General features: G+C 39.0%; 16 protein-coding genes and 1 pseudogene. 11 read left to right on the forward strand and 6 right to left on the reverse strand.

From position 1 onward, the window contains the following. Positions 1 to 19: 19 nt before the first annotated feature. The 5 genes from MKX69_RS00930 to MKX69_RS00950 all read right to left on the reverse strand — a co-directional run bounded on the left by MKX69_RS00930 (position 20) and on the right by MKX69_RS00950 (position 4276). On the reverse strand, positions 20 to 697 hold the full coding sequence (locus tag MKX69_RS00930) for an ABC transporter permease (protein WP_341008373.1): 678 nt from the start codon (positions 695 to 697) through the stop codon (positions 20 to 22). Beyond that, a complete protein-coding gene (locus MKX69_RS00935; protein ID WP_002298332.1) occupies positions 694 to 1611 on the reverse strand; it encodes an osmoprotectant ABC transporter substrate-binding protein in 918 nt (305 codons plus the stop codon). The genes MKX69_RS00930 and MKX69_RS00935 overlap by 4 nt, the downstream gene beginning before the upstream one ends. Beyond that, positions 1608 to 2249 carry an ABC transporter permease gene (locus MKX69_RS00940; RefSeq protein WP_114634825.1) on the reverse strand — a complete coding sequence of 214 codons (642 nt, stop codon included), beginning with the start codon at positions 2247 to 2249 and terminating at the stop codon, positions 1608 to 1610. Before MKX69_RS00940 ends, MKX69_RS00935 begins: the two co-directional genes overlap by 4 nt. Before the next feature lie 3 nt (positions 2250 to 2252). Then, the gene (locus tag MKX69_RS00945) at positions 2253 to 3428 is read right to left on the reverse strand and encodes a betaine/proline/choline family ABC transporter ATP-binding protein (protein ID WP_341008378.1); all 1176 of its coding nucleotides are present in this window, start codon (positions 3426 to 3428) and stop codon (positions 2253 to 2255) included. 119 nt (positions 3429 to 3547) lie between these two features. Next, a complete protein-coding gene (locus tag MKX69_RS00950; RefSeq protein ID WP_010728005.1) occupies positions 3548 to 4276 on the reverse strand; it encodes a GntR family transcriptional regulator in 729 nt (242 codons plus the stop codon). 202 nt (positions 4277 to 4478) lie between these two features. Here MKX69_RS00950 and MKX69_RS00955 point away from each other — a divergent pair, with 202 nt between their 5' ends. The 8 genes and pseudogenes from MKX69_RS00955 to MKX69_RS00990 all read left to right on the forward strand — a co-directional run bounded on the left by MKX69_RS00955 (position 4479) and on the right by MKX69_RS00990 (position 13372). Beyond that, entirely contained in the window at positions 4479 to 5780 is a 1302-nt protein-coding gene (locus tag MKX69_RS00955) for a class I mannose-6-phosphate isomerase (protein ID WP_229029556.1), read from the forward strand. A gap of 12 nt (positions 5781 to 5792) precedes the next feature. Further along, positions 5793 to 6215, forward strand: coding sequence for a hypothetical protein (locus MKX69_RS00960; RefSeq protein ID WP_229029554.1), 423 nt, complete (start codon positions 5793 to 5795; stop codon positions 6213 to 6215). A gap of 16 nt (positions 6216 to 6231) precedes the next feature. Continuing rightward, a complete protein-coding gene (locus MKX69_RS00965) occupies positions 6232 to 6678 on the forward strand; it encodes a PTS sugar transporter subunit IIA (RefSeq protein WP_114634822.1) in 447 nt (148 codons plus the stop codon). Positions 6679 to 6695: 17 nt separating this feature from the next. Further along, on the forward strand, positions 6696 to 7178 hold the full coding sequence (locus MKX69_RS00970) for a PTS system mannose/fructose/N-acetylgalactosamine-transporter subunit IIB (protein ID WP_114634820.1): 483 nt from the start codon (positions 6696 to 6698) through the stop codon (positions 7176 to 7178). A gap of 50 nt (positions 7179 to 7228) precedes the next feature. Continuing rightward, a pseudogene (locus MKX69_RS00975) lies at positions 7229 to 8081 on the forward strand (PTS mannose/fructose/sorbose/N-acetylgalactosamine transporter subunit IIC). Positions 8082 to 8090: 9 nt separating this feature from the next. Then, complete coding sequence (locus MKX69_RS00980) at positions 8091 to 8909, forward strand: PTS system mannose/fructose/sorbose family transporter subunit IID (protein ID WP_114634818.1); 819 nt, start codon at positions 8091 to 8093, stop codon at positions 8907 to 8909. Positions 8910 to 9082: 173 nt separating this feature from the next. Beyond that, positions 9083 to 10114 carry a tRNA preQ1(34) S-adenosylmethionine ribosyltransferase-isomerase QueA gene (gene queA, locus MKX69_RS00985; RefSeq protein WP_114634816.1) on the forward strand — a complete coding sequence of 344 codons (1032 nt, stop codon included), beginning with the start codon at positions 9083 to 9085 and terminating at the stop codon, positions 10112 to 10114. 618 nt (positions 10115 to 10732) lie between these two features. After that, positions 10733 to 13372, forward strand: coding sequence for a cation-translocating P-type ATPase (locus MKX69_RS00990; protein ID WP_275038557.1), 2640 nt, complete (start codon positions 10733 to 10735; stop codon positions 13370 to 13372). 167 nt (positions 13373 to 13539) lie between these two features. Here the strand turns inward: MKX69_RS00990 and MKX69_RS00995 are convergent, their stop codons facing one another. Then, positions 13540 to 14238, reverse strand: coding sequence for a DUF975 family protein (locus tag MKX69_RS00995; RefSeq protein WP_002294185.1), 699 nt, complete (start codon positions 14236 to 14238; stop codon positions 13540 to 13542). 219 nt (positions 14239 to 14457) lie between these two features. Between MKX69_RS00995 and tgt the strand changes: the two genes are divergently transcribed. The 3 genes from tgt to adhE all read left to right on the forward strand — a co-directional run bounded on the left by tgt (position 14458) and on the right by adhE (position 18982). Further along, the gene (tgt, locus tag MKX69_RS01000) at positions 14458 to 15603 is read left to right on the forward strand and encodes a tRNA guanosine(34) transglycosylase Tgt (protein ID WP_002294183.1); all 1146 of its coding nucleotides are present in this window, start codon (positions 14458 to 14460) and stop codon (positions 15601 to 15603) included. A 96-nt stretch (positions 15604 to 15699) separates the two neighbouring features. Beyond that, positions 15700 to 16080, forward strand: coding sequence for a preprotein translocase subunit YajC (gene yajC, locus MKX69_RS01005; protein ID WP_002300794.1), 381 nt, complete (start codon positions 15700 to 15702; stop codon positions 16078 to 16080). A 304-nt stretch (positions 16081 to 16384) separates the two neighbouring features. Further along, complete coding sequence (gene adhE / locus MKX69_RS01010; protein WP_341008393.1) at positions 16385 to 18982, forward strand: bifunctional acetaldehyde-CoA/alcohol dehydrogenase; 2598 nt, start codon at positions 16385 to 16387, stop codon at positions 18980 to 18982. The last annotated feature ends 169 nt before the right edge of the window (positions 18983 to 19151 follow it).

The raw sequence follows: 19151 nt of genomic DNA on the forward strand, positions 1-19151 counted from the left end.
GCGATTTTTTTGCCTTGATTCATTCTGTCTGCGATTTTTTTGAAGCAGGATCTAGCCGTCTTTCCAAAATACCTAAAAGCCAGTCCGTGATAATCGCCATTAATGCAGTTGGCAATGCACCTGCTAAAATAATCGATGTGCCATCTGTTGCATTGGTTCCTCGGATAATGATATCTCCAAGACCACCAGCACCGACGAATGCACCGATCGCGGTTATCCCGATGGCAACAACTAACGCGTTTCTTATGCCTGCCATGATAACAGAAACAGAGAGTGGTAACTCTACCATGAATAGTCGTTGTCTAGCAGTCATCCCCATGCCTTTGCCGACATCAAGGATGTTTTTGTCTACTTGGATCATCCCGGTATACGTATTCTTGATGATCGGTAAGAGGGAATACAAAAATACAGTAACAATCACGACATTGACTCCCAGGCCTAATCCAATGATTAAAATGGAGATCATGGCTAGAGAAGGGATCGTCTGGATGATATTCGCCAAACGAATCACCCAGTTTGCTAATTTACGTCTCCTAGAAATCATGATCCCAACCGGAATCCCGACAACTGCTGCAAAGAGGACACCATAGATAGAAATCAGGAGGTGACGGATAAATTGTGCAAAGATATAGGAGCCATTTTCCTGGAAATAATAGAAAAATTGTTGAAAGACATTCATTTTATCCAATTGCTTCACTTCCCTTCAAAATAGTGGTTTTCTTGTAAGAAACGTTGTGCTACTACTGATGGTTCCACTAGATTATTATCTGCTTCGTAGTTCAATTCCTGCATTTTTTCCGTACTGATGGTATGACCTAACTTATTTAAGGCTTCTTTTAAATGAGGCGTATCAGCTAATATCTTGTTGTCTACAACTGGAGCAGCATCATATGGTGGGAAGAATTGACGATCATCTTCCAACATGACTAGATCATAACTGGCGATCCGTCCATCCGTAGAGTAGCCAAGAACAATATCCATTTTTCCTGCTTCGACTGCGTCATAAACAAGTCCAATCTGCATAGGTAATATCGAATTAAAAGAGAAGCCATAAGTTTCTTGGAAGCCGTCATAACCGTCTCCTTTACGATTGATCCAAGAAGTATCTACACCAGCTACTAATTCATCCGCTACATTTTTCAGATCGCTGACTTTAGATAGATGGTATTTTTGTGCGGTGTCTTTTCGAACAAGAAAGACATACGTATTTTCAAAACCATAGGACGGGAACCACGTTTGATCGTATCTTTTCTCAAATTCATCTTTCACGGTAGCAAACGCTTTTTTCGGATCTTTTTCAGGAGGAAGGTTCAATGTAGTCGTTAAATCTGTTCCTGTGTAGCGAGCCGCTGAAATTGAAGCATCTCCGTTCATCATCGCTTGATGGTTGATAGTTGTGGTAGCCAGATTGTTGATGATTGCGGTATTTTTATCTGTATAATGTTCAACCATTCCGGCAACTAGGCTTGCTAAGATCTGTGCTTCTGAAGTGATTCCACCTGTGATCGAAATGGTGTCTTCATCTGTATTGCTGGCAAGACCAGGGAAGGAACAACTCGCAAGTATAAGAAGAGAGAAAAGAACCATGGTCATTTTTAGTATACGTTTCATTCTTCATTCTCCTCTCTAAGTGCGATCGGTGTCAGCCGATGTTCCAAGAGACCTAGAAGCCAATCAGCCAATAGTGCTAAAATTGTTACAGGGATCGTACCTGCCAAAATGAGATCTGGTTGGTAATTATTCAGTCCACTAAAAATCAAATCGCCTAAACCACCAGCGCCGATATAAGAGGCAAGTGTAGCCCATGCAATCACGTAAACGGCAGCTAAACGAATACCAGCCATGATCGTTGGCATAGCAATGGGCAATTCAACGGAAAAAATGGATTGGAACTCAGTCATCCCCATGCCTTTTGCCACATCCCGATAATTCCAATCGATATTTTTCATCCCAATGTACGTATTACGTAAAATCGGCAATAATGAATAAATAAAGAGTGCGATAATCGCAGGTAATTTACCTACGCCAAATAGCGGGATCATCAATGCCAATAAAGCAAGAGAAGGGATTGTCTGCAAGGCACTGGTTAAGCCAATCACAATCGTGGCAGCTTTTGGAAAACGTGTCAGTAAGACACCAAGCGGTACAGCAATGATGATACCAATGATCAAAGCAAGTCCCGAAATATAAAGATGTTCAAAACCTTTTGAGAGAATTTCTGAACCGTGCTGATGAAAAAACTGCTGCATAGGTCAGACCTCCTTAGATTCTTCAGGAGTAGCTGACTCTGCAACATCAGTAGTTGCGGGATCTTCTCCCCAAATCACATCGTAGACGATATCCACTAATGATGCACGAGTCAGGATACCTACGACTTTGTTCTGTTCATCAACGACCGGCACGTATTTCAGTCCGCGTTTTAAAATGCGTTGCAAGGTATCACGAAGATAGGCGGATTCTTTTACGTAAAAAACATGTTTATTCAAAATGTCGCCGACACTGGATACTTTTCCTCGCTTTTTATTCAACGTTTCTACATCGATAAATCCTTTTAATACATTCGAATTATCGGTAACTAACAACGTATCTACACGTTTTTCCCTCATCAGTTTGATTGCTTCTTGTAATGATTTTTCCGGTGTAATCGTGATTGCTGTATTTAGCATAACTTCTCCGACTCTTGTCGCATTTGGCTTGGCTTGTAGTAGGCGATCTTCTCCAATCAACTCTTCTACGAAATCGTTTGCAGGATGACGTAAAATATTTTCTGGTGTATCAAATTGGATCACACGGCCTTCACTCATGATGGCGATACGGCTTGCTAGCTTAATCGCTTCATCCATGTCATGGGTTACAAATACGATCGTTTTTCCCAAGCGCTCTTGTAAATCTTTGACAAGGTCTTGCAAAGAATCACGAGTGATGGGATCAAGCGCACCGAATGGCTCGTCCATCAAGATGATATCTTGATTCGCTGCAAGGGCACGAACGACTCCAATACGCTGCTGCTGCCCACCAGATAATTCATGTGGGTAGCGATCTAACATCTCACGGGGCAATTCCACAAGATCAATCATTTTTTCAGCTGTTTTATTCCGTTCTTCTTGACTGACTTTCAACAATTTTTGGACAAGAGTCATATTTTCACGGATCGTCATGTGAGGCATCAATCCAATACTTTGGATAACATAGCCGATCTGACGTCGCAATTCCACTGGATCAATTTCTTGGATGGATTTTCCATCAATCAAAATTTTCCCTTGTGTTGGATCAGTCATTCGGTTGATCATCCGCATCGTCGTCGTTTTTCCGCTTCCGCTCGTACCGATAAAACAAATGAACTCACCCTTTTCAAATGAAAGATTGACGTCCTCTACAGCGACTTTTCCACCTTTATAAATTTTTGACACATTTTGAAATTCAATCATGGTGCCACCTCTTTTTCTATTTTCAATGAAGAACTATCTATTACTAGTATGCCTAAAACAATGAAAAAATACAAATAGGGTAGTTTTTTTATTTTAATTAGAGACATGATCGTTTCTTTTTAAGAAAAATCAATATAATAGCGATATTTGTTTCCAATGTAATAGCATTCGCTATATTCTCTGAAATCTGTTTCGAGTTGTTTAGTGATTCGTACTCTTTTTAAAATCGGTTCATGTTCTGTAATATTCAATACTTCCTGTATTTCTTTGTCTGGTAATATGGCTTCAATATATTCTTTCGATTGGTTTACTTGAATATGATATCGGTTCAATAGTTCGTAAAAGGAGTCATAATAAGCCGAATCCTCTGTAGGAAAATCTGCTCGATATTTAAAGTAGGTAATGAAATAAACGAATGGCTTTTCGTCAGCTGTAGTTGCACGAGTACGTCTCATGACCATTACTTTTTCGTCAGGACTCACGTTAAGGAGTTTTGCTATTTTTCGATTGGCTTTCTCAATTGAAATACTTGCATGAATCGTTTTTATTTCTTTACCTAATTCTCTCATTTCATCTGTAAAAGAGCGTACAAGCGTAAAATGTTCATCTTTTTCTGTTTTCCAATCCGTCACAAACGTTCCTTTTGCTCTTTTTCTTTCTACTAGCCCTTCATTTACTAAACTGTCGATAGCAGTTCGTACGGTAATGCGGCTTACATGGTAGGATTCACAAAGATTTTCTTCTGTAGGTATTTTCATACCTGTTATCCATTCTTCCATAAAAATTTTTGTTCGCAGTTCATCAGCAATTTGTGCATATAAAGGAATATTATTTGCTGTTTTTTTCATTTTTACCCTCCTAAAATAAATCATCATACTATTGTTATAACATAGTTTGGTTATTTTTATAATTATAACAAACTAAGAAATAATGAGAATATATACTTGATTTAACGCTATTGTAATGAAATTTCATATATCAATACCCATTGTTATCATGGTATCTTAGCTATATAATCATAATGTAATGACAATAGAAAGGTTGTTAGAGATGAAATATAATTTGAAGCCAACTGTAGACGTCAGAAATAAAGGAAAAGCGATTGTAGGGTACAGAGCAATTATTGAAGAAATAAAAAGCTATCTAGGTAATAGAGAAGACGCAGTCATCGTTTTGGAATGCTATCCTGGAGTAAGAAAAGAAGAAATTGAAAACGATTTCCTTGGTGAGTTTCCAGAAATCAAAGAAAAAATCTTTATAGACGAATACGGATTGACAGTAGAGGAAGTTCAGAAAAAAATTCGAGATCATATCACAGAAGATCGAGTATTTGGTGTCTATTCTCATTATAATATCCAAGATTTTTATCCATCTGAACAATTGGAAGCAGCACGAGAACGATTAGCAGGTAAAGGATTAAAAGTCATCTATGGATTTGGTGCAAGTCTTCTTACAAAAGCAGATGTTCTTATTTCTATAGGGGTATCACGTTGGGAGATACAACTACGTTACCGAAATGAACAAATGACCAATTGGAAAACCAATAATCCTGATGAAGAAGGAATCGGTAAATTTAAAAGAGGATTCTTTTTTGAATGGCCAATGGCAGATCGTTTACAGCATGGTATATATCCAATAATCGATTACTATATCGATACGGTCAAAACTAATCAGCCCAAAATAATCACTGGCAGTCAATACCGTCAGGCAACTGCTCAAATAGCGAAACAGCCCTTTCGTACAGTACCGTATTTTGATGAAAGTGTTTGGGGCGGTCAATGGATGAAAAAGAATTTTCATTTACCAGAAGACAAGGAAAATTATGGTTGGGCTTTTGACGGTGTTCCCGAAGAAAACTCATTGCTTTTACAATTCGAGAATGACATCGTTGAAATCCCTTCACAAGTTGTGGTGGAGGAAGAGACAACTAATTTGCTGGGAGAGAAAGTGCGAGCAAGATTTGGAAGAAAGTTCCCGATCCGTTTTGATTATTTGGACACGATGGACGGAGGAAATTTGAGTTTGCAAGTCCATCCTTTAACGGAATACGCTTTTGATAAATTTGGGATCCCTTTTACACAAGATGAATCCTATTACATTTTGGATTGTAAAGAAGGAGCAAAGGTCTATTTAGGGACAAAAACAGGAATAACCAAAGACACCCTGTTTAATGACTTGAAAAAAGCCAAACAAACTGGAGAAAATTTCGAAGCTGAAAAATATGTCAATGAAATCACTGTTAAAAAGCACGATCATTTTTCGATCCCAGCAGGTACCATACACTGTTCAGGGAAAAATACAGTTGTACTTGAAATCAGTGCCACACCGTATATCTTTACCTTTAAGGTTTGAGACTGGGGGCGTGTGGGACTAAATGGACTGCCTCGTCCGATTCATCTAGAACATGGGATTGAAAATATACAAATGGATCGAAATGAAGAATACATTAATGAACACCTTTTTACTAGACTTGAAAATTGTGAAAAGCTTGAAAATCAACAAAGAGGAGTAGCGAGTGAGCGTACAGGTCTAGCAGAGATTGAATTTATAGATAGTATCCGGCATTGGTTCACAGATGAGGTTCAGCTACAAACAAATGAAAGCGTCAATATGTTATGTCTAGTTGAAGGAAGCGAAATTCTTGTTTGCTCGACTGATAACACTTTCCAACCGATGGAAGTCCATTATGGCGAAACATTTATTGTGCCAGAAAGTGTGAAGGAATACACGCTAAAGGCAAAAGAAAAAGGCAAATTCGCAGTGATACAAGCGTTTGTAAAAATTTGACAAGGAGGGATTGTTTATGAATGCAGTCATTCTATTAGTTTCCCATGGACAACTCAGCATCGAATTAAAAAATGCCTATCAAATGATTGCTGGTAAGGCGGAGCATATTTTTGCATTACCTCTGACAGAAGAAGGAATCGAAACTTTCTCTAAGCAATTCCATTCTTTAGTCGAGGGAAAAATCAAAAACAATTATCTGTTTTTATTCATAGACATCAAAGGGGGAACACCATATAACGAGAGTTATCGTTTGAAATTGAAATATCCAGAGAATATTGAAGTGATTTCTGGAGTAAATCTTCCCATGCTTTTAGATATAGGTACGATGCTTTCGTTTGAGAAAAACGTAGACAAGGAAACATTCACTTTGTACGCTCGAAAGGCTGTTGAAACAGCACAAAGTTCAATCGAACGTCTGCTTGATTCGGAAGTAGAAAATAATGATTTGGATGACTTTTTTTAATAACGGAGGGAAATAAAATGACAATCACATTAGCAAGAATAGATGACCGTGTTATACACGGGCAAACAATGACACGTTGGACGAAGCAATCCGCTGTTCAAGGAATACTTGTAGTGAGTGACGAAGTGGCCAAGGATGAGTTAAGAAAAAAGGTTTTAAAAGCAGCAGCAGAATTAAAGCTAGGTATTTATACAGTTGAACAAGCAAAGGAAAGTATCCCAAAAGCAGTAAAATCAAATAAAAATTTCTTTCTTATCACTGATTCTCCAGCTTATTTTGCGCAACTAGCAGAAGCAGGGATCGATTTTGGAAAAGTAGTAAATGTAGGACCTATTTCTGGCGGCACAGGTGCTATCAATGTGGCGCGTAATGTTGCATTAACTCAAAACGAATATGATGCATTTGAAAAATTAGAAACTAGTGGGTATCGGGTAACTTTCCAATTGTTGCCAGATGATGAAAAAAAATCATGGGAAGTTGTCAAGAAAAAATACAGTTAGAATAATTTTGATGTAGGCGAAGGATTATATTTTTTAAATGGGGGATAAAAATGGATATTAATTTACTACTTTCCGCTGCTTTAACTGGTATATTTTGTTATTTAGGAGCAGTTGATTCTGCACCCCTGCTTGGTGTGACAGGTGGTTTTTACGTTGTTGGGCCGGCCATTAGTTGCAGGTTTTTTGACAGGGATAGCCTTTGGAGATGTGAAAGCAGGTGTGTTATGTGGACTAGCCGTACAGGCAGTTTTTATAGCGAACTTATCTACTGGCGGTGCGACAAATAGTGAGATTACTTATGCATCATATGGTGGACTGGGACTCGCTTTGGCAACTACAAAGGATCCAGCAGTAGCAGTCACTTTAGCTATTCTTATAGGGCAAACATTCGGATTGATTTTCCACAACTCAAAACAGGCGTTTTTCTCTTTCTTCAATAATCGTGCACAGAAAGCAGCAGAAAATGCAGACGGTAAAGGAATTGTTTATAATCACGTTATCTATCCGCAATTAGTTATTTTCATCATTCGATTTCTTCCTGTAACTCTGGCTATTTATTTCGGTAAAGGGATGGTCAATTGGTTATTGAATAGTGTTCCTCATCAAATCACAGATATCATCGCTGTCTTAGGCGGTGTATTGCCAGCGCTTGGTGTTGCTATGTTGATGAGTATCGTAATCAAACAAAAAATACAGCTTATTTTCTTCTTTGCCGGTTTTGTGTTGATTGCATTTGCGAATCTCAGCACACTCGCATTAGTTTTTATCGCCGCTCTGATTGCCTATTTGGTTTACATCGCAACAAGTAACCAACAAAAACAACCACTGGCAGCTACAAATCTAGGGGCTGAAATCGATACATCTAAAGATGACGCAGCTTATGAAGATGAAGATATGTTCTAGGAGGAAGAAATGATGACTGAGAAAATAAAGTTAAGCAAAAAAGAATTACGTCAAATATGGATAAGATTTGCTATGACATCCTTATCCTCCTCGTCTTACGAAAAATTACAAGCACATGCGGAAGCTTATTCATTTTTGCCATTTGCCAAGCGGTATTATTCAGATGATCTGGAGGCACAAAAGAGACTTTTGGTCCGTCACTCTATGTTCTATAATACTGAACCGCAAACTGGACAGTTGATTAATGGGATTGTGACTTCACTAGAAGAATCTATCGCTAATAAGAGTGGTGTTGATGAGGAAATGCCGACTGCCATCAAGGCTACTTTGATGGGCCCGATTGCTGGGATTGGTGATTCGATTATTCAAGGTATTGTCATTCCGATTTTATTGTCGATTGCTATGGGAATGGCTAAAGATGGAAGTCCCATGGGGCCGATTTTTTATATGATAGCTTATTTCATGATTGGATTATTTATTAGCTATTTTTGCTTTATGAAAGGCTATAAACTTGGAGTAGATGCAATTGATGTGATTGTTGGAGAAAATTCAAGACACATCACAAATGAATTTAATATTTTGGGAATCATGGTTGTAGGAGGCCTATCTGCTAATTATGTAGCTTTAACAACGAAAATAAAATACATGAGTGGCGATGAAAGCGTCAAGCTTCAATCTGTTTTAGATGATGTTTTTCCAAAAATTTTACCTTTGATCATGGTTTTACTAGCTTGGTATCTTATTTCTCAAAAACATTTGAGTGCCGTAAAAGTGATTCTTATTTTAACGGGTATTACAACAATTGGAGTATTGGTCGGAATATTTTAAGAAGAGTCAGGCTAATGAAATAATAAATATATAGAATGGAATTAACGGATAGAAGCAATCGCCTCTATCCGTTTTTAGTTAGTACACAATATACTTGTAAGATTTCGTTTTTTGCCAACAGAATGAAAAACATGATAGAATGATGAAGCACATGATAGAAAGTGAGTGACGATATGTTAACAACAGAAGATTTTGATTTTGACTTGCCGGAAGAGTTGATCGCACAAACACCATTAAAAGACCGCGATCATTCTCGTTTACTTGTTTTGGATCGGAAAACTGGAGAAATGAAAGACAAGCATTTCCATGAAATCATTGAAGAATTACACCCTGGTGATGCGCTAGTCATGAATAATACACGAGTTCTGCCCGCTCGTTTATATGGAGAAAAGCCAGATACTGGTGCTCATTTAGAAGTCCTTCTTCTAACGAATACAGAAGGAGATACGTGGGAGACATTGATCAAACCTGCGAAACGTGCCAAAGTTGGGACAAGAATCTCTTTTGGTGATGGCAGATTGCAAGCAGTAGTGAAAGAAGAATTGGAACACGGCGGACGGATCATTGACTTTGAGTATGAAGGGATTTTTCTAGAGATACTTGAATCATTGGGAGAAATGCCATTGCCTCCATATATCAAAGAACGTCTGGAAGACCCAGATCGCTATCAAACTGTCTATGCGAAAGAAAATGGTTCTGCTGCAGCGCCAACAGCGGGATTGCATTTTACGAAAGAACTGCTTGATGAGATCGAAGCAAAGGGTGTTGAATTAGTCTATCTGACACTACACGTAGGGTTAGGTACATTCCGTCCTGTTAGCGTAGATAAGATCGAAGAACACCATATGCATAGTGAATTCTACCGTTTGACGGAAGAAGCGGCTGAGCGATTGAACCAAGTACGTAAAAATGGCGGGAAAATCGTGGCTGTCGGAACAACTTCAATTCGAACATTAGAAACGATTGGAACGAAATTTAATGGAGAAATCAAAGCAGACAGCGGATGGACTGATATTTTCATTACGCCTGGCTATGAATTCAAAGTGGTAGAAGCTTTCTCAACTAATTTCCATTTGCCAAAATCGACTTTAGTCATGTTAGTTAGTGCCTTTGCAGGAAGAGAATTGACTTTATCTGCTTACCAGCATGCGATTGAAGAGCGCTATCGTTTCTTTAGTTTTGGAGATGCGATGTTCGTGAAATAAGGTTATGAAAAGCCGCTAGTTTTGAATAACAAAAAAGCTTTACAAAGATTTTATGACAAAGAAAAAGCCGAGCTCTCGATAAGCTCGGCTTTCTTGTACCTCGGAAGGATTCAAATAAACAGAAATAATTGTAACTTTCCATCATACATGCAAAGCACGGTGTTGAATTTCTTCATGTTAAACAAAAATTTTGTTTTCGTTACATCTTCAACATTTGAAACATCTCTTGTTCCTATTCAATTTTCAGACGTTTACGTTATTCAATTGTTACGTATCGCATTACTTCTTGTTTCGGATACTTCGTGATCCAAACATCCATACGCATTCACTATTTATAGGTTTGTACTCTACACGCATGTCTGGGTGAAACCTGTACTTCTAACAACTTTGTTTGCTTACACTGTTCTATCGAGAAATTCTTCTGTCTATTTGATGGTATCCTCCTTCCTTACATCTATATAATAGCATCCTTTGGTAGCGTTTGCAAATATAAGCACTTTAAATTTTACGCTTTCTTAACAAATAATCGATAAGCCCTTTATTTGAAGTAAATAAAAAAAGGATGTTATAGTAAAATAAGTACCTTTTTTTGTACGAAGATTTTAAAGGAGGAATAGGATGGAAGAATACAAGCAGACAATAGAAGAAGTAAAGAAGGTAACAGAAGCAGATCCAGATACTGGGTTGTCTTCACAAGAAGTGGATGAACGGCGAAAAAAGCAGGGATTGAATAAATTCGATGAGGCGCCGAAAGAATCGATGATCAAAAAATTCTTTCGAAGCTTGTCGGATTTTACAACGATCATCCTTCTTGTAGCAGCGGTGATTTCCTTTTATACCGCATTTGCTACAGAACATGGGGATTTATTTGAAGGACTGCTGATCATCGCTATCGTTGTGATCAACTCTGTATTGGCGATTGTCCAAGAAGGAAACGCAGAAAAAGCACTGGAATCCTTGCAAGATATGAATAAACAAACGGCAACTGTCATACGAGACGGCAAAGTGACCACTGTTGAGTCAGAGCAACTGGTAGTGGGTGATATTCTTGTTTTAGAGTCCGGTGATGCTATTTCTGCCGATGCCCGTTTGATCGAAGCATCACAATTACGTGTAGAAGAATCGGCGTTGACTGGAGAAAGTGAAGCAGTTGAAAAAGATGCAGCATTTATTGCTGAAGAAGATGAGCCATTAGGTGACCAATTTAATATGGTATTTAAAGGATGTACGGTTGCTGCAGGTCGTGGGAAAGCTATCGTCACAGCCATTGGTATGGCAACAGAAATGGGTAAGATTGCGGATCTTTTGAACGAAAATACTATGCAAAAAACACCTTTACAGGTCCGATTGAATCAGCTAGGCAAACGAATCAGTATGATCGCTTTAGCGGCTGCGGCTTTAGTATTTGTGATTGGTGAACTGCAAGGAGAACCACTCCTTGAGATGTTCATGACTTCGATTTCCTTAGCTGTTGCAGCTGTACCGGAAACCTTGACTGTTATTGTTACGTTGACACTTGCATACGGTGTGCAGAAGATGGCGAGGAAACATGCGATCATCCGACAGTTGCCAGCAGTTGAAACGCTAGGAACCGCTAATGTTATCTGCTCAGACAAAACAGGAACGCTGACACAAAATGAAATGCGCGTCCGCCGGGTATGGAGCAAAGAAGATGAAGTAACGAATATCGAAGACTCAATGACGAACAGCGCGATGGAAATATTGAAAATGGCTGCACTATGTACAGATGTGACGGTCGAGCAAGAAGATGACGACCTTGTTATCAAAGGTAATCCAACAGAAGTAGCCATCGTTAGGGCTGTTGAAGAGAATTATCATACAAAAGCAGAATTAGAAGAAAAATATCCACGAGTAAACGAGCTTCCTTTTGATTCTGAACGAAAAATGATGACAACAGTTCACCAAATGGGCGAAAAATACATCTCAATCACCAAAGGAGCATTCGATGTTCTGGCTCCGCGCTTTAGTTCAGGCGATGTAGAACAAGCAGCTATCGTCAATGATCGCTTTGGTAAACGGGCACTGAGAGTGATTGCTGTTGGTTATGCTACTTATGACGAAGAACCGCAAGATATTTCTTCTGAAGCACTGGAAAAAGACTTACGTTTGATTGGTCTGATCGGAATGATCGATCCACCACGTCCAGAAAGTAAAGGAGCAATCAAGCGAGCGAAAAAGGCTGGCATCAAAACAGTCATGATTACTGGAGATCATGTGGTAACTGCCAGTGCCATAGCGAAAGAATTAGGTATCTTGAATGATCCGTCAGAAGCACTCTCAGGATCAGAACTGCATCAATTATCAGACGAAGAATTAGATGCGCGTGTCAAAGCTCTCTCTGTCTATGCTCGGGTAACGCCAGAAGACAAGATCCGGATCGTCAAATCTTGGCAACGTACGGGTGCAGTCGTAGCGATGACTGGGGATGGTGTGAATGATGCACCAGCGTTGAAAGCAAGTAACGTTGGGTGTGCCATGGGGATCACAGGGACAGATGTGGCGCAAAGTGCCGCAGATATGATTTTGACGGATGACAACTTTGCGACGATCGTAGACGCTGTCAGTCAAGGACGTTCGGTTTATCAGAATATTCGTAAAGCTATCAACTTTTTGCTAAGCTGTAATATTTCGGAGATCTTTATTGTTTTGATTGCGATGCTGTTAGGCTGGGGAGCGCCATTCACAGCTGTGCAACTACTGTTTGTCAATGTAGTTGCCGATGGTCTTCCAGGATTTGCTTTGGGAAGAGAACCAGCAGAACACGGCATCATGGATCAGCCTCCTATTCCGAAAAACGAAGGGATCTTTGCTCGAGGCTTGTTGCAAAAAATCGCCATAAACGCAGGAGTCTTCACCATCGTAACGCTGTTTGGTTACTATTTAGGTAGTTATGTCGATACTATTAGCCCATGGGTAGATGCAAGTCAGCATGTCGGTCAAACTGTTGCATTCTTGATCTTAGCTTATTCATCGATTTTGCATGTGTTCAATGTACGCAGCAGCCAATCGATCTTCAAAGTCAATTTAGCAACCAATAAAGCTTTGGTAGAAATGGCGTTACTGGCATTAGCTATTACAACGGCTGTTGCTTTGCTGCCGTTTACGCAAGAACTATTCGGCCTAGTACACATCAGTTTGAATCACTGGTTCTTGGTAGGGATTTTGTCTATCGTACCAATCGCGGTCAATGAACTGATCAAGTTCCATCGATTACCGGAAGCAGAAGAAGAGGAATGATTAACTGTTTCTAAGTTGATTTTCTTTTTACTGGAACTATACAAAAAGGAGGTGTGACATGAATGTTGTCACACCTCCTTTTTGCTAATGGGCTGAATGTTTCTTTTACTGCCTCTCGATAAACGGTGTTCTCCTGCCACCCCCTCGGTCACAAGTCACACTCTCTTTTAAATATCTTTTGGCAATTGTTCATAAAATGCTGCTTTTGTTGCGGAAATGTATGGGCTGAGCCATAGATAACCAATACCAGCAGTTGCTAATGCTAAGATATGCCAGCCGATAAATGAAAGATCTAACCAGAAAAGTTGTCCTTTGTAACCATCCATCAATTTTCGACTTGCAGTGATCGTATCCAGTACTTTAGGTGTTTGTCCTGTTTCTTGGACGATATCGTAGTAGATAAAATAGCTTTGAGAATAAGAATAGCTTTTAATGATTCCAGGAATAACTAATAGCAAACCCCATAATGTTGTAAAGATTGAAATCAGTACAGCTAAGCCGATCACTCCGCCGATAAACAAACCTTTGAATCCACGAAATGCATCTTTGAATGGTTCGATCTGATCTTTTTGTCCACGTAAAATATCAAGATAAGTCCAAGAAATACCGCTCATGAACAAAGCGCTAATGATGCTGGAAATAATTCCGCCACCGCCTCCTGAACTACCGCCTCCTGAAGTTGTCGCATCTGAGACGCTCGCTGATCCATCATATATGGTGGTGGCAAATAAGATAATAGGAATCATAATAAGAAGAATAGCAGCAATACCAATCAATGTAGGGATTAGATTTAGTAAAACAGCTTGCCCCCAACGTCCTTTTAAACTCTCTTTTGCTTGGCGTTTTAGTTCTGCAGAAGATTGCATGATTTTTCCCTCCTTTTCTTTAATAACACCAATATACCATGTATAAAAAAATATTTCTGTCATAATGTTTTTCTTTTTTTTTTGTTATTCATAAAAAAAGGATAAAAAAAAGAATATTAAATAAAATAGAAGGAAGCCGAGGGAACTTGCAAAAAGCACTTGAAACGATTATGATGGTGGGAGTTGTCAAGATATTTTATATAGAAAGTAGGGAAATGAATGACGCAACCTGCCATTCGCTATCGTTTAATCAAGAAAGAAAAACATACTGGCGCGCGTTTAGGGGAATTGATCACGCCACACGGAACTTTCCCCACACCAATGTTCATGCCAGTAGGAACATTAGCTACAGTAAAAACAATGTCCCCAGAAGAGTTGAAAGAAATGGGTGCTGGCGTTATTTTAAGTAATACATATCATTTATGGCTACGCCCTGGTGAAGACTTAGTAGAAGAAGCTGGCGGACTGCATAAATTTATGAACTGGGATCAACCGATTTTAACAGATTCAGGCGGCTTTCAAGTTTTTTCATTAAGTGATATGCGGAATATCGAAGAAGAAGGCGTGCATTTCAAAAATCACTTGAACGGTTCACGTATGTTTTTATCACCAGAAAAAGCAATCAACATCCAAAATAAATTGGGCTCTGATATCATGATGAGTTTTGACGAATGTCCACCATTCGATGAAAGTTACGACTACGTGAAAAAATCAGTAGAACGTACGTCTCGATGGGCAGAACGAGGATTGAAAGCTCATGCTAACCCAGACCGTCAAGGATTATTTGGAATCATCCAAGGAGCAGGATTTGAAGATCTTCGTCGTCAAAGCGCGAAAGATCTAGTCGGGATGGATTTCCCTGGTTACTCAATCGGCGGGTTATCTGTCGGGGAACCTAAATCAGAAATGAATCGTGTATTAGAATTCACTACACCGTTGATCCCCGAAAACAAACCACGTTACTTGATGGGTGTCGGTGCTGCTGATTCATTGATCGATGGTGTTATCCGTGGAGTAGACATGTTTGACTGTGTCTTGCCTACTCGAATCGCTCGAAATGGCACATGTATGACTTCTCAAGGTCGTCTAGTAGTGAAAAATGCGAAGTATGCTCATGATTTCCGTCCAATTGATGAGAAATGTGATTGTTATACATGTAAAAACTATACACGTGCCTATATCCGCCATTTGATCAAATGTGATGAAACATTTGGGATTCGTTTGACTTCTTACCACAATTTATACTTCTTGTTGAATCTAATGAAACAAGTACGTCAAGCAATCATGGATGATAATTTGCTTGAATTTAGAGAAGCCTTTTTTGAAGAATACGGGTTCAATAAAGAAAACGCAAAAAGCTTCTAAAGGAAAATCTTTTAAAAATTAAGTAAAAAACTAGTGTTAGCAGCATTTTTCTGCTAAAGTGTTTTTTGTAGATACAGAATTAGTGAGGTGAAAAAAATGGGAACATTACCAATGCTTGTGATGTTTATCGCGCTATTAGCAATGTGGTTTTTTATGTCACGTTCGCAAAAGAAACAACAGCAAGAACGTCAAAACTTGTTAGATAGCATGAAACCAGGTGATTCAGTCGTAACGATCGGCGGATTACATGGAGTTGTTTCAGAAATCGACAATGACAAACGGACAGTTGTTTTAGACTGCGAAGGGATCTTCCTTGAGTACGATCGTGCAGCAATCAAAACGGTCAAACCAGGGACTGTCGTAACAAATGATGCAACGACTACTGTTGAAACAACAGAAGAACCAGCTGAGACAGTTGAAGTAAAAACTGAAACAACAGAAACGCTGGAAGAGACAGAAGAGAAGAAAGAAAAATAAGTATCAAAGCTTATTTAAAGACGAGGTAGGGCAGAAAGATGTCCTACCTCATTTTTTATTCAAAAAAGAAAGAGATAAGAGTATAGGATATATTGCTCAATATTGAATAATCGGGTGTGTAATATAAATAATAATAAATAACTTTATATATTTTTCTATACAAACACCTGTAAATAAAGCAATTTTATATTTAAAAATAACTGTGAAAAAAATCACAAAAAAGTGTTTACATAGAAAAACAAATATTGTATGATATACATGTGAATGATTTAACAAATAACCATGACCCATTAGGAGGATAATGATGGCTAAAGTAATGGAAAAAGAAAAAACGAAGACAATTGACGTACAAGCAATGATTGATGATTTGGCAGAAAAAGCAAATGCAGCATTGAAAGAAATGGAAAGCTTTGATCAAGAAAAAGTAGACCATATCGTGCATGAAATGGCAATGGCAGCTTTGGATCAACATATGCCATTAGCAAAGATGGCTGTAGAGGAAACAGGCCGCGGTGTTTACGAAGATAAAGCAATCAAAAATATGTATGCGTCCGAATATATTTGGCATAATATCAAACATGATAAAACAGTTGGTGTGATCAATGAAGATGTCCAAAAAGGGTTGATTGAAATTGCTGAACCAGTCGGTGTGGTTTGCGGAGTAACTCCAACAACGAATCCGACTTCCACAACGATTTTCAAATCAATGATCGCGTTGAAAACAAGAAATCCAATCGTTTTTGCTTTCCATCCAAGTGCCCAAAAATCTTCTGCAGAAGCAGCACGAGTAGTACGTGATGCTGCTATCGCTGCCGGAGCTCCTGAAAATTGTATCCAATGGATCGAACATCCTTCGATCGAAGCGACTTCTATGCTAATGAACCATCCAGGTATCGCGATCGTCTTAGCGACAGGTGGATCTGGAATGGTCAAGTCTGCTTACTCTACAGGAAAACCAGCTTTAGGTGTAGGTCCAGGTAACGTACCAGCTTATATTGAAAAAACAGCAAAAATTAAACGTGCAGTGAACGATTTGATCGTTTCGAAAACATTTGATAATGGAATGATTTGTGCTTCTGAACAAGCTGTGATCGTGGATAAAGAAATCTATGCAGCAGTAAAAGCAGAATTCCAAGCACACCAAGTTTATATCGTAAAACCAGATGAATTGCAAAAATTAGAAGATGCAGTGATGAACGAAGGAAAATATGCGGTCAATCCATCAATCGTTGGACATTCTGCGATGGAAATCGCAAAATTGGCAGGAATCAGTGTACCAAAAGGAACGAAAATGCTGATTGTTGAATTGGAAGGCGTAGGCCCAGGTTATCCGCTATCAAGAGAAAAACTTTCTCCAGTTCTTGCCATGATCAAAGCTAACAACACGGACCATGCGTTTGATTTGTGTGAAGGTATGTTGAATCTTGGAGGATTAGGACATACAGCAGTTATCCATTCAGAAAACGAAGAGTTGCATGTCAAATTCGGTCTTCGAATGAAAGCTTGTCGTATTTTAGTGAATACACCATCTGCAGAAGGCGGCATCGGTGATATCTATAACGAAATGATTCCGTCATTGACTTTAGGATGCGGTTCTTATGGTAAGAACTCTGTTTCTCGTAACGTCTCTGCTGTAAACTTAATCAATGTCAAAACTGTAGCGAAACGGAGAAATAACATGCAATGGTTCAAATTACCGCCAAAAATCTTCTTTGAAAAGAACTCTCTATTGTACTTAGAGAAAATGGAAAACGTTGAACGTGTCATGATCATTTGTGACCCTGGTATGGTCCAATTCGGTTACTGCGATACAGTTCGTGAAGTATTGGCACGACGTAAAAATGATGTGAAGATCGAAGTCTTCTCAGATGTTGAACCGAACCCATCGACAAATACCGTATACGCAGGAACGAAACTGATGGCAGACTTCAAGCCAGATACAGTAATCGCTCTTGGAGGCGGTTCTGCAATGGACGCAGCTAAGGGAATGTGGATGTTCTATGAACACCCAGACACATCTTTCTTTGGTGCAAAACAAAAATTCTTGGATATCCGTAAACGGACATATAAGATCGACAAACCAGAAAAAACACAATTCGTATGTATCCCGACAACATCAGGAACTGGTTCTGAAGTAACGCCATTTGCGGTCATCACTGACAGTGAAACACATGTGAAATATCCGTTAGCAGATTATGCATTGACGCCAGATGTCGCAATCGTCGATCCTCAATTCGTCATGTCAGTTCCAGCATCTGTCACAGCAGATACCGGGATGGATGTGTTAACACATGCAATCGAATCCTATGTTTCAGTCATGGCTTCAGATTATACACGTGGATTGAGCCTACAAGCAATCAAGTTAGTCTTTGACTATTTAGAAAAATCAGTAAAAACACCTGATATGGAATCACGTGAAAAAATGCACAACGCTTCTACAATGGCTGGTATGGCGTTTGCTAACGCATTCCTAGGTATTTGTCACTCAGTCGCACATAAAATCGGCGGGGAATACGGGATCCCTCATGGACGGACAAATGCGATTCTTTTACCGCATATTATCCGCTATAATGCAAAAGATCCACAAAAACATGCGATGTTCCCTAAATATGACTATTTCCGTGCAGATACAGATTACGCAGATATTGCAAAATTCTTAGGTCTGAAAGGCGAAACAACAGAGGAATTAGTCGAAGCTTTAGCAACGGCTGTTTATGAATTAGGAAAATCTGTCGGCATCAACATGAGTCTAAAAGCTCAAGGAGTCACACAAGAAACACTAGATACAACCGTAGACCGTATGGCTGAATTAGCTTACGAAGACCAATGTACGACAGCTAATCCGAAAGAACCATTGATCTCTGAATTGAAACAGATCATCATTGATGCTTACAACGGATAAGCAAAAGAAAGCGTAGAAAAAAGATAAGAAAATAGATGAAAAAGAACTTGGAAAACGTTGTTTCTCCAAGTTCTTTTTTTAATTTCCAAGTAACTGAAAGTTACTTTTGTTATTTAACATTTAGGTCAATTTTAGACAGTTTTTGTTCAAAAAGCGATATTTATAGTGG

Origin of the sequence: Enterococcus sp. FSL R5-0957, from assembly GCF_038008005.1 — a bacterium.
Lineage (GTDB): Bacteria > Bacillota > Bacilli > Lactobacillales > Enterococcaceae > Enterococcus_B > Enterococcus_B faecium.